We start from the raw sequence: 12,464 nt of genomic DNA on the forward strand, positions 1-12,464 counted from the left end.
GATGCGAGACAGCCCCATCGCCAGCTGGTTATAGGAGCGCACATTGTCTGCTGTGACGATGATGCGGTGCATGCTGGCCTCGTCCGGGTCTTCGCCGCGCTCATCGCGGTAGACGTTGCGCAGCTGCTCCACCGTAAAGTCTTCGCACTGTTGGCCTGGGGTGTGGGCGACTGCGCCGTCGCTCAGCATCTCGTGTTTTTCAAGGATTTCGACCGCTCGTCGAAAAGCGTCCACAAGCTCAGAAGCCGCGGACTCAGGCTGGTCCGGGATCAGGACATCAAACTGGATTGAAGGCATGTTCCAAGACTAGCTAATAGTCTGGTTAGTATGACGTTCCCAATCCATTCTTACCGCGAAGCCCTCTCCACGATGGCGGACGGCACAATTAAACAGATCAACCCCTTCTCTGGAACCCAGGTGTGGACGGTGCCCGGGCGTGGCAATCGTCCCCTGTCGAAACCGAAGAAGGACACGCAGCCGCTCGAGCCGGAGGACTTCACCCACTCCTGCGCCTTTTGCTCCGGCAACCCGCTGCAGACGCCGCCGGAAAAGTCACGCATGGTGCGCGGCAGCGACGGCGATTGGCATATCCTGCGCGGCCTGCTTCCGGACGAAATGGAACAGACCGACGCCGCTTTTCGACGAGTACCTAACCTCTTCGAGATCGTGTCCTATGACTACTGGGTAGAAAATTATCAGTATGAGATGGCCTCTGATACCGCTTTCCAGATGCAGCGCTACATTTCCGACGAGCGCGGCCGCCAGCACGTAATCGATATCGTGCGCACCCGCCTCAACGCTTCAGGCAACGGCAAGGGCGACCAGATGACCGATGAAGAGCTGCTTGCGAAGGCACCGACCTATTTTGCCGGCGGCCACGATGTGATTGTGTCCTCACGCCACTATGTTGATGGGGCCACGGATGATTCGCAGCTGGCTTCCTCGGGCACGATGACACCGGATGAGCACTACGGGTTTACCGCTTTTACGATCGACGCGATGCGTGACTTGTATGACAATAATCGTTACGCCCCGTACGTGGTGGTGTTCCAGAACTGGCTGTCTGCCGCCGGTGCCTCCTTCGACCACCTGCACAAGCAGCTGGTAGCGATCGATGAGCGTGGCGTGCAGACGGACATGGAAATCCAGAAGCTGCGCACCAATCCGAACATGTACAACGAGTGGGCCGTCAACTACGCCAGCTACCACAACCTGGTAATCGCGGAGAATGACTACGCGATCCTCATCGCGGGCATTGGCCACCGCTACCCCACCTTGGGCCTGTACTCGAAGTCGGCGGTTCCAGAGCCCTGGCTGCAAGCCCCGGAGGAGGTGCGTGGCATGTCGGACCTGCTGCACGCCGCGCACGCCGCCACCGGCCCTGATATCGCCTGCAATGAGGAGTGGCACCACAAGCCTGTGGATTTGGATATGCCGATGCCGTGGCGCATTAACCTGAAGTGGCGCGTGTCCACCCTGGCCGGGTTTGAGGGCGGCACGAAGGTGTACGTGAACACGATTTCACCGTTTGACCTGCGCGATCGGGTGGTCAGTGCGATGTACAAGTTGCGCGACGAAGGCAAGATCGAATCGTCGATACGCATTGCCACGGAGTGTTCGGCGGCGACGAACGTGTTGCGATATAACCCGATGCTGCATCTGACGTAGTAGGTTTCGCTATCGTCGTGGGAAGAATTGTCGTCTAGCACCGGAGGCCGATCAACCATGCCGAGTATTGCCCGTATCCTGCAGACTCACAATATCGATTTGGCGTGGCAGCGTGGAACCTACGAGTGGTTCCATGAGCACCCAGAGCTGTCGGGACACGAGCATGAGACGCATCGTCGCATCCTCCAAGAACTCGAGCGCTTTGACTGCGAGATCATTGCGCCGATCGGCGGGTATGGCATCGTGGCAGTCTTCCGTAACGGAGAGGGGCCATCCGTTCTTTTCCGCGCCGACTTCGACGCTCTTCCGATCAAAGAAGAAACCGGCGTGCCCTACGCATCCACGCGTGTGCGTCCGAATCCCGACGGCTCGCAGGTCGGCGTCATGCACGCCTGTGGTCACGATATGCACACCACCGCCCTATTGGGTGCGTGCGCACTGATCGACGGCACCCGCGACGAATGGGCCGGCACCTTCATCGCTCTCTTCCAGCCCGCCGAAGAAAATGCGATGGGCGCTACCGCAATGGTGCACGACGGCTTACTCACACGGATCCCGAAACCGGATGTGTGCATGGCGCAACACGTCATGCCGGGACGCGCAGGCGAGGTCCAAACTAAGCCCGGCCCGCAATTCGCGGCCTGCGACTCCATCCGCATCCTGATCCCCGGCCGCAGCGCGCACGGGTCGATGCCGAATAAGGCGATTGACCCCACCTATATTGCAGCGATGGTGGTGATCCGACTCCAGGGCATCGTGGGCCGCGAAGTTGACCCCAACGAATTCGCCGTCGTGTCCGTGGGCACACTGCGCTCTGGGACAACGAATAACATCATCCCGGATCACGCCGAACTAGTACTGAACTGCCGCTTCTACAACGACGATGTGAAGCGCCGGGTCTACGCCGCCATTCGCCGTGTCGTGGAGGCGGAATGCGCAGCCTCCGGGGTCGAGGAAACGCCGCGTTTGGAGTTCTTCGCCCACGGCGAGTTGATCGATAATTCACCGGAGGTCTTCTCCCAGGTCCGAGGCACCTTCGACGCGGTGTTCGGCGCCATGTCCGTGGACGCTGAACGACGCACCGTGTCCGAGGACTTCGCGAATATCCCCCTCGCGTTGGGCACCCCTTACTTGTATTGGGTGGTGGGATGCACTCCGGCCGAGGTGTGGGATGCTGCGGTGGCAAGTAACCGCGTCACTGAAGACGTGCCGGTCAACCACATGAATACATTCTTGCCCGACTACGAACCGACTGTATACACGACCACCTATGCAGCAGCGGCAGCTGTGTTGTCCTACCTCGCCGTCGAATAGTGCTATCTATAGCCGAGAAATAGCCAGAATACTTGGTAGACTCACACACTGTACGGTCAATATCTTCCCATTACGTGAGGTAATTATATGAACCAGCCTGCTACCCCGCCTGCATTAGAGACCACCGTCGGTGGCCATGTACGTGCTTACTCCGGCCAGTCGCCGCAGTCAGCAACTAATTACAAGTTCTGGGCCGGCCTTGCCGCCGCAGTCCAAGAACAAATCGCAGACAAGTGGGAGGCAACCAACAAGGCATACAACGCCACCCGCAAGCAGTCCTACCTGTCTGCGGAGTTCTTGATGGGCCGTGCCTTGCTGAACAACCTGACCAACCTCGGCCTCGTCGACGAAGCCGCCAAGGCCGCTAAGGCCAACGGGCACAACTTGACGGACGTGCTCGAAGCAGAAAACGATGCTGCGCTAGGTAATGGTGGTCTCGGCCGCCTCGCAGCCTGCTTCCTAGACTCCTCCGTCACTCAGGACTTCCCCGTCACCGGCTACGGCCTGCTCTACCGCTATGGCCTGTTCCGCCAGGAATTCGTCGACGGTTTCCAGAAGGAGCATCCTGACGCATGGAAGGAATCGGCCTATCCATTCCTCGTGCGCCGCAACACGCAGCAGCGCATCGTGCGTTTCGACGACATGACTGTCCGTGCCGTGCCACACGATATGGCAATCACCGGCTATGACACTGACAACGTGGGCACCCTGCGCCTGTGGAACTCTGAGCCGATGCGCGAGTTCGACTACGACGCCTTCAACTCCCAGCGCTTCTCCGATGCCATCATCGAGCGCGAAGCGGTCCACGACCTGTGCCGCGTGCTCTACCCGAACGACACCACCTACCAGGGCAAGCTGCTGCGCGTGCGCCAGCAGTACTTCTTCGTGTCCGCATCCCTGCAGGAGCTCATCGACAACTACATCGAGCACCACGGCGAGGACCTGACCGATTTCCACAAGTACAACTCCATCCAGCTCAATGACACCCACCCTGTGCTGGCGATCCCAGAACTGATGCGCCTGCTGATGGACGATCACGGCCTGGGCTGGGATGAAGCATGGTCTGTCACCACGCAGACTTTCGCGTACACCAACCACACCGTGCTCACCGAGGCCTTGGAGACCTGGGATGAGTCCATCTTCAAGCAGCTGTTCTGGCGCATCTGGGAGATCTGCCTGGAGATTGATCGCCGCTTCCGCATCGATATGCACGAGCGTGGCATCGCGCCGGATCGTGCGCACCGCATGTCCCCGGTCCACGACGGCAAGGTTCATATGGCGTGGATCGCGTGCTACGCCTCCTACTCCATCAACGGCGTGGCGGCCCTGCACACCGAGATCCTGAAGCGCGACACGCTGAACGACTGGTTCGACATCTGGCCAGAGCGTTTCAACAACAAGACCAACGGTGTGACCCCTCGTCGTTGGCTGCGCATGTGCAACCCACGCCTGTCCGAGCTGCTGGACCGCCTTGCGGGTTCCGACGACTGGGTCACCGACATGGACCAGCTCAAGGAGCTGCGCAAGTACGCCGATGACCCAGAGGTCATGAAGGAACTCAACTCCATCAAGGTGGAGAACAAGAAGGACTTCGCGGACTGGATCCTCGAGCGCCAGGGCATCGAGGTGGACCCTGAGTCCATCTTCGACACCCAGATCAAGCGCCTGCATGAGTACAAGCGCCAGCTGATGAACGCGCTGTATATCCTGGACCTCTACTTCCGCATTAAGGAAGATGGCGAGACCGTGCCACGCCGCACCTTCATCTTCGGTGCGAAGGCCGCCCCTGGCTACACCCGTGCGAAGGGCATCATCAAGCTGATCAATGAGATCGGCGAGCTGGTCAATAATGACCCAGAGGTGTCCAAGGTCCTGTCCGTAGTGTTTGTGGAGAACTACAACGTCTCCCCTGCCGAGCACATCATTCCGGCAACCGACGTCTCCGAGCAGATCTCCACCGCAGGCAAGGAAGCCTCCGGTACCGGCAACATGAAGTTCATGATGAACGGTGCACTGACCCTGGGTACCCTCGACGGCGCCAACGTGGAGATCGCAGAGGCTGTGGGCGAAGAAAACGCCTACATCTTCGGCGCGAAGGAAGACGAGCTGCCTGAGCTGCGTAAGACCTACAACCCGCAGAACGTCTACGAGAACGTCCCTGGTGTGAAGCGCGTCCTCGACGCCTTGACCAACGGCACCCTCAACGACAATGATTCGGGCGCTTTCCACGACATCCGCTCCTCCCTGCTAGATGGCGGCGGCTGGGAGACCCCAGACACCTGGTACGTCCTGGGTGACTTTGAGGATTACCGCGCCACCCGCGACCGCATGGCCGAGGAGTACTACGAGGATCCGCAGCACTGGGCACGCATGTGCTGGGTGAACATCTGCGAGTCCGGCCGCTTCTCCTCTGACCGCACCATCCGCGACTACGCGGACGAGGTCTGGAAGATCGACCCAACTCCGATCGGGTAAGTAGAACTTTGACCGCCCGCAGCGAACTGAATCGCTGCGGGCGGTCTGGTTTTCTGCAGCTGCAGAAAAATAAGCACTTTTATTCTTGCGAGGTTGGGTCTTCCACGAAGGTGAGCGGATTAAACCACAGGCCAGCTTCCTTTAGTTTGTCCGAGTAGGATTGACCGAGTAGCACTTCAAAGACTTCGTCAGTAAATTCTTCCATGTCAACGTCTTCGAAACGCTCTGGGTAAGCAACTTTTCCTACATAGAAAGTATCCGCGATAGCCAATTCAAAATTGGTGCCGGAGAAAATATACGGTGGCTGGGAGTACACTTGGTCATTCTGTACAGCCGTCAGATTATCGAAGAACGCTGGGTTCTCATTATAATCTTCGTTCACCAAGTCCATATTCGCCGGATTCAAGAAGATGAGGTCAGGGTTCCAATCCTGGAGCTTCTCCAGGTCAATCTGGAATGCGCCCTCCTGGCCGGTCTCGTCGACAACGTTCGCCACGTTTGCCAAATCGAATGGCATGTACTTCGCGTAGGAACCGGTGACGCCGTGAGCGCCATTGAAGTTAACTGCGCCCGTGTAGGCAGTTAACCTTTCCGTTTCGGGGATGTCACCAACTCGTTCCTCTAGGTCAGCTCCCCACTGTTTCATAGCGGTGGTGACCTCCAAGGCCCGCTGCTCGGTGCCCATCAATTCACCAAGCAAATTGATCATGCGGATGATCTCTTCGTCGAAAACGTTGTTCTGGACAATCGTCTCGTAAAGCGCGATAACTGGGACACCTGTTCGCTCCTGCATTTCGTCAAGGAATCCAGCATCTGCAGAGGACGAGACAATAATGTCTGGCGATTGTTCAATAATCTGCTCCTCATACATAGGGTCCGCAGACTTACCTGACGTACCTATTGGGAGGTCTTTCAGCTCCTCATGGTTGATATATGCATAGGGCATGGCCACATTGTCACGTTGGTCACCCTCGGCCACGACCGATAGCTTGTCTAAGCCGCCAGCGTAAATAACCATCCGTGCTGCGGTGCCATGGGTAGCGATTTCATCGACACTTACCGGCACCTCAACTTCACGGCCGAGCGCGTCCGTTATGACTCGCGTTGAGGTGTCGGACTCGGCGTGGGCTTCTGTCTGCGTTGCAGTACCGGTCGATGTTGATGAGGCAGCGTCGTTATTGTCTCCGCAAGCAGACGTCACGAAGAGCGTGGCTACTAGTCCCGCTGCAAGCAAGGACTTTTTGGGTAGGAATTTCATGAGATGTTCTCCTTATGGATCGGGGGTCAAATGTCTAATTGCGAGTAACAGTCTCTTATTTGCGGCTCCAGAAAATTTGGACCATCGTCGTCGTAGTGATCGACCGGACCTTTCCATCGACAGCACGTTTCTCCATGAACGCGCGAATCGCTGGTTCTCGCTGTTCACGTTGTTTGTGATCCAGGCCAAGTCGGCCTGAATAGAACTCCACAGCAACATCGACCGTTTGATCATTGACCCATTCGGCATCTTCGTATTCAAGTTCCGGCTTGTAACCACGCAATAGCAATTCATTAAGCGCGAGAAGAATTGATCCGTGGCTCGGCTTGCTGTTCTGGATACCGAGAGCATCATGTAGGTCGTCGACAAGCGAATCACGCATGCTGGTCGGTGAGCTCATCGCGTAGTGTGATTTTGACGCTGCCAGTAGTTTCTCTAATGCTTTGCTCGAGCTAAGAGCAGGAGTGTTGCGTGCAAAAGCTAGGTCAAAATTATTACGCCACCCGCGTTCATCCAGATCAACCTCGTGCCAATTTTCGCACCTTAGCTCTACGTTGGATATCTCGTGCTGCTCGAGCATTGTCCTACCGGCGGCGATCATTTTTTCTGATAAATCAGTGCCGACGGATCTTTTGACCAAAGGAGCACAGGCCATGCTGTATGCACCTGCTCCACATCCGACATCAAGTATCTCCGCCTCCTCGTGCAACCATCCACGCTGCTGCAGCCGCGTCAGAAAAGCATTAGAGGAAATATCTGGGACAGTATTGTAATTTGGGCGCGTGGACTGGGAATCCCACATCGCTGCATTGATGGGCGCAGGTTCAGCCCATTTTTCTTGAATTTCTTCGAGAGTAAACACGCAAATACCTTTCTAAAGCGTGACGACAACAGTGCGGTTCTTGTGTTCGATTACATCAGCGGTGATCCCATACACCGCTTGCAAAGTTTCCGGTGTGACAGTTTCAATTCCACCGTGGGCATACACACTCCCCTCTTTGAGGAAAACGAATGAGTCGCAGAACCTGACAGCCAGATTCAGATCATGCATTACCGCTACAGCGGCGATCTGGTCTTCATCAACGACCTCTCGGACAGCGCGCATGACTTCGTGCTGATTGTGCGGGTCTAGGTTGTTCGTCGGCTCGTCGAGAAGCAAAATATTGGCGTCTTGCGCTAATGCCCGAGCCAAAATGACCTTCTGGAATTCACCACCCGAAAGCTCGTCGACATAACGCAAGGCAAGGTCTTTAATGCCAATTCGCGCTATTGCTTTCTCGACAAGCTGATAATCATTCTCCGATGGAGAAAGGTTAATGTGTGGCCGCCTTCCCAGCAGCACAGCGTCAAACACGGTCAAACGTCCCGCGTGGCTATGTTGTGCAACGAAGGCGATATTTCGCGCAAGATCCATCCTGGACAGGTCTGCGACATCACGGGGAGCCTTACCGGTTGTCAAGACGACCTTTCCCCCTGTAGGACGTAAAATCCGGTTAAGGCAGAACATAAATGTTGATTTACCCACACCATTGTTACCTAGAATTGCGCTAAAAGAACCAGGAGATACGCTTGCGCTGACTTTGTGCAGAATCTGACGCCCGTTTTTGAAGGAAAAATCTATATCCGTTGCGGTAATCATCGGCGATTAACTCCCCTAAATAGCAAATACAGGAACATCGGCCCACCAAGGAACGATGTGATTGCACCAATTGGCAAAATGATGGGCGCCATCAGCATCCGCGCGGTCAAATCAGACAGCAGGAGCAACAAACTACCGGCAACGCCTGCAGCTGGGATCAGGTAGCGATGATCAGAGCCGATGAAGCGTCGCATGATATGTGGTGCAATTAAGCCGATAAAGCTGATGATCCCCACAAACGACACCACCACCGATGTGACAAGGGTTCCCATGACCATGGTTCCGAGGCGCACCCGATTCGCGTTGACGCCAAGACCGATTGCCGTGGTCTCTCCGCTTTCCATCGCGTTGTAATTCCAGCGGTTATAAAGGAAATAAATAGCTGCTGCAGCCACCACTATGAAGACGAGCAGAATTTCACGATACGAGGCGCGCCCTAGGTCACCGAACGTCCAAAACACTACCGCGGCAATTTGAACATCGTCGGCAAAATACTGCACCAAGGTGGTACCGGCCGAGAAGATAGATGATAGCGCGACGCCGGCAAGCACCATGGATTCCGGTGTAATCTGGCGGAACTTTGACAACCCGAGGATGACAATCGTCGACAGCATCGCCCCGCTAAAGGCACAGATCGTCACAATATATGGGTTATCGATCTGGACGGGACTCGCAGCTAAGACACCGGCAGTAGTGCCCGCCCCAAAAACGACGATGCCAATCGATGCGCCGAAGCTAGCTCCCTGCGCAACGCCCAATGTAGACGGCGAGGCCAATGGATTTCGCAATACACGTTGAAAAGCTGCGCCAGCAATAGCTAGGCCAAATCCTCCTGCTATTGCGACTAAAACCCGGGGTAGACGCAAGCGGGTGACAATATTTTGAGTCTGTTCATTGCCTCCGCCAAAGAGCGCCCCGATTGACTCGGGAATGGTCATCGTTGCAGATCCCATTCCAACAGATAGGAGCGCTGCTACTAGCAAGATGAGGATTGCGATGACAATAACTTGCCATTTCTTTCCTACATATCCCTTGTAGCGAGAGGTCGCATCATCTCTTTCGCTCTTGGCAAGCTTGTGGGCTCTGGCTGAAGTCCCCAGCGCAAGTTTCGGCGTGTCGTTTACGGCTCCCACTACTGAACATCCTCACCCAAGGTTAGTTCTTGAAACCAGAGCCCCTCTTGTTTGAGCAGATCTGCGTATTCCATCCCAAGGTAAGCCCTAAAGACCTCGTCAACAATCTGTTCCATCTCCACATCCGCAAAACGCTCGGGATAGACCACTTTGCCAACGTAATATGTGTTCGCGACAGCCATCTCATGGTTTAGTGCGTTCCAAATGAACGACGGTTGAGAATACACCCGCCCCTCTTTCACGGCAGTCAGGCTGTCGAAAAATTCTGGGTTGTTTGCGTAGTCCTCGTTGACAAGATCCATGTTCGCTGGGTTGAGGAAGATGAAGTCTGGGTCCCACTCAGGAACTTTCTCAAGGTCCGCTTGGAACGGCCCATCCTGACCTGTTTCGTCGACAACATTAATCACTTTTACCGTGTCGAACGGCATATAGTGTGCCCTTGTACCTGCAAACCCGTGCGCGCCTCGGAAGCTTACGGCACCTGTATATGCGGTCTTAACTTCATCTTCGGAAAGATCCGCCACCCGTTCGGTCAGGTCTTTTTCCCATTCTTGGATTTTGTCAACAAGGGCTTGGGATTGCTCCTCGGTGCCGAGAAGCTCGCCAAGCAAGAGAATCATTTCCGCATTAACTTCAGAAAATGCGGAGTAGTCAGGGGCCGGGTCTGACACTGCGATAACTGGAACACCGGTCCGGTCTTGGATCTGATCGAGCATAGCGGGATCTGACCAGGTGGTCACCATAAGGTCAGGGTCTACCTCGATGAGAGATTCTTCGTAAGTTGTCTGTGCAGGGCCGCCCGGTCCGGTGACAGGAAGGTCTTCAAATATCTCTCGCCCCGCGTACTTATATGGTGCGCCCACATCAGGGCCTTGGTCCGTTTCGGTCACTGCCACGATTTTGTCCAGTCCACCAGCGTAAATAACATTCCGCGCCGCACTACCTTGCGTGGCCACCGTTTCCACTCGAGCGGGAACCTCAACTTCACGCCCTAATGAATCTGTCACGGTCCGGAGTGCATCATTACTGGATGATGCGGTCGATTCCGTAGAAATTTCGACGCCCGACGCGCTATTTCCTACCGCGCCAGACGGTTCCTCCGAGGTCGAACACGCGCTAGTCAAAATTAAAGCAGCTGCTGCACACAGGGCTGCGATCCTCTTCCTTCCCATCACAATCAGCTCCATTGCGTTGAAAGCACATTATCTAGCATTCTGTTATTCAATTGAATCCTTTATCTTCAATGATGGGCGATTGGGCTTGGAAAGTCAAACATAAAAGCCCGCTGTTCAGACGACTGAACAGCGGGCTTTTTGGTCGCTAAAGAGTTTTAGCGGAACTTCGGGTTCTTGGTGTCCTCGCCCAGCTGGTGGACGTGGATCATGTTGGTGGTGCCGGCAACCCCAGGAGGGGTACCTGCGATGACCACCATGGTGTCACCCTCGTTGTAGTCCTCGAAGTCAAGCAGTTCTTCGTCGACAACCTTGATCATGTCGTCGGTGCCGGTGACTTCGCGGCACAGGAAGGTCTCAGTGCCCCACGTCAGCGCGAGCTGGGAGCGGACTTCCTGGCGTGGCGTGAAGACCAGCAGTGGCAGCTTCGAGTGCAGGCGTGCCACACGACGAGCGGTGTCACCAGAGGTGGTGAACGCAACCATGGCCTTCGCGTTGAGGCGCTCTGCGATGTCACGTGCAGAGTAAGAGATCACGCCGCGCTTGGTGCGTGGGATATGCACCAGCGGTGGCACATGGCCGGTGTTCTCTGCAACGCGGACGATACGCGACATGGTGCGCACAACGTTGTGCGGGTCCACACCGACGGAGGTCTCGCCGGAGAGCATGACTGCGTCTGCGCCGTCGAGGACGGCGTTGGCAACGTCCGACGCTTCCGCACGGGTTGGGCGGGAATTGTCGATCATCGAATCGAGCATTTGCGTTGCGACGATCACTGGCTTCGCATTTTCACGTGCGATCTGGATCGCACGCTTCTGCACCAGTGGAACCTGCTCCAGTGCGATCTCCACGCCGAGGTCGCCACGAGCAACCATGATGGCGTCGAATGCCAAAATGATGGACTCGAGTGCGTCGACAGCTTCAGGCTTCTCCAGTTTCGCGATCACAGGAACGCGGCGGCCGACTTCATCCATCACATCGTGGACTAGGTCCACATCTGATGGGGAGCGCACAAACGACAAGGCAATAAAGTCCACGCCCAGTTCGAGTGCAAACTTCAGGTCCTTAATGTCCTTTTCCGACAGGGCAGGCACCGAGATGTCCATGCCTGGCAGGGACACACCCTTGTTGTTCGAGACAGGGCCACCCTCTGTGACGCGGCAGACCACGTCGTTGCCATCGACCTCGGTACAGATCAGGCCGACCTTGCCGTCGTCGACAAGCAAACGGTCGCCAGGCTGGGCGTCACGGGCGAGGTTCTTGTAGGTCGTCGACACGCGGTCATGCGTGCCATCTATGTCATCGACGGTGATGCGGACTGTTTCGCCAGTCGCCCATACCGTTGCGCCTTCCTTGAAGCGGCCAAGGCGAATCTTCGGGCCCTGGAGGTCAGCGAGGATGCCGACAGCTTTACCGGTTTCGTCGGTAGCTTCGCGCACCCACTTGTAATTTTGTTCGTGATCAGCGTGATCACCGTGAGAGAAGTTCATGCGGGCGACATTCATGCCATCGCGGACAAGTCCGACGATGGCCTCCTTGTTCGCTACCGCTGGTCCAAGAGTACATACGATCTTTGTTCGTCTATCCACAGTTACCAACCTACTCCCTTTAATACGACTTTTCAGTGGTACGTGCTGAAAAGACCTTCACAGTAACCCAGACTACCTGCTGTTCTCGTCCTTCGCTTGGCGCGGATCCACCTCTTCGGGAGTCTCCTGACCACGTGGAAGCCTAAAGAAAACGATCAAAGCGACGATAAATGCGATAGCCGATACCCACGTATTTACGCGCAGGCCGAGGATCAT

10 protein-coding genes and 1 pseudogene are annotated in these 12,464 nt (G+C 56.0%); 3 read left to right on the forward strand and 8 right to left on the reverse strand.

Translation table 11 applies throughout. The features are described 5' to 3' along the window. A partial coding sequence (locus ACHFGA_RS08085) for a hypothetical protein (protein ID WP_394281889.1) occupies nucleotides 1–297 on the reverse strand: 297 nt, incomplete at its 3' end. 30 nt (nucleotides 298–327) lie between these two features. Between ACHFGA_RS08085 and ACHFGA_RS08090 the strand changes: the two genes are divergently transcribed. From ACHFGA_RS08090 to ACHFGA_RS08100, 3 genes are all read left to right on the forward strand, one after another. Beyond that, nucleotides 328–1,668: a DUF4921 family protein gene (locus ACHFGA_RS08090; RefSeq protein WP_394281890.1), complete on the forward strand. Its 1,341-nt coding sequence runs from the start codon at nucleotides 328–330 to the stop codon at nucleotides 1,666–1,668. A gap of 57 nt (nucleotides 1,669–1,725) precedes the next feature. Then, complete coding sequence (locus ACHFGA_RS08095) at nucleotides 1,726–2,982, forward strand: amidohydrolase (protein WP_394281891.1); 1,257 nt, start codon at nucleotides 1,726–1,728, stop codon at nucleotides 2,980–2,982. A gap of 87 nt (nucleotides 2,983–3,069) precedes the next feature. Next, a complete protein-coding gene (locus tag ACHFGA_RS08100) occupies nucleotides 3,070–5,457 on the forward strand; it encodes a glycogen/starch/alpha-glucan phosphorylase (RefSeq protein WP_394281892.1) in 2,388 nt (795 codons plus the stop codon). 79 nt (nucleotides 5,458–5,536) lie between these two features. Here ACHFGA_RS08100 and ACHFGA_RS08105 read toward each other — a convergent pair whose 3' ends face one another. The 7 genes and pseudogenes from ACHFGA_RS08105 to ACHFGA_RS08135 all read right to left on the reverse strand — a co-directional run. Beyond that, nucleotides 5,537–6,715 (reverse strand): ABC transporter substrate-binding protein, encoded by a 1,179-nt coding sequence (locus ACHFGA_RS08105; protein ID WP_394268183.1) that lies wholly within the window; start codon nucleotides 6,713–6,715, stop codon nucleotides 5,537–5,539. Between the two features lie 55 nt (nucleotides 6,716–6,770). Then, entirely contained in the window at nucleotides 6,771–7,577 is an 807-nt protein-coding gene (locus tag ACHFGA_RS08110) for a class I SAM-dependent methyltransferase (RefSeq protein WP_394268184.1), read from the reverse strand. Between the two features lie 12 nt (nucleotides 7,578–7,589). Continuing rightward, nucleotides 7,590–8,354: an ABC transporter ATP-binding protein gene (locus ACHFGA_RS08115; protein ID WP_394281893.1), complete on the reverse strand. Its 765-nt coding sequence runs from the start codon at nucleotides 8,352–8,354 to the stop codon at nucleotides 7,590–7,592. Then, nucleotides 8,351–9,487: a FecCD family ABC transporter permease gene (locus ACHFGA_RS08120; protein ID WP_394281894.1), complete on the reverse strand. Its 1,137-nt coding sequence runs from the start codon at nucleotides 9,485–9,487 to the stop codon at nucleotides 8,351–8,353. Before ACHFGA_RS08120 ends, ACHFGA_RS08115 begins: the two co-directional genes overlap by 4 nt. Continuing rightward, a complete protein-coding gene (locus ACHFGA_RS08125; protein WP_394281895.1) occupies nucleotides 9,487–10,494 on the reverse strand; it encodes an ABC transporter substrate-binding protein in 1,008 nt (335 codons plus the stop codon). Before ACHFGA_RS08125 ends, ACHFGA_RS08120 begins: the two co-directional genes overlap by 1 nt. Nucleotides 10,495–10,817: 323 nt before the next feature. Then, complete coding sequence (gene pyk / locus ACHFGA_RS08130) at nucleotides 10,818–12,248, reverse strand: pyruvate kinase (RefSeq protein WP_394281896.1); 1,431 nt, start codon at nucleotides 12,246–12,248, stop codon at nucleotides 10,818–10,820. 72 nt (nucleotides 12,249–12,320) lie between these two features. Next, a pseudogene (locus ACHFGA_RS08135) lies at nucleotides 12,321–12,464 on the reverse strand (prolipoprotein diacylglyceryl transferase); the annotation flags it as partial.

Origin of the sequence: Corynebacterium sp. (assembly GCF_043426755.1) — a bacterium.
Lineage (GTDB): Bacteria > Actinomycetota > Actinomycetes > Mycobacteriales > Mycobacteriaceae > Corynebacterium.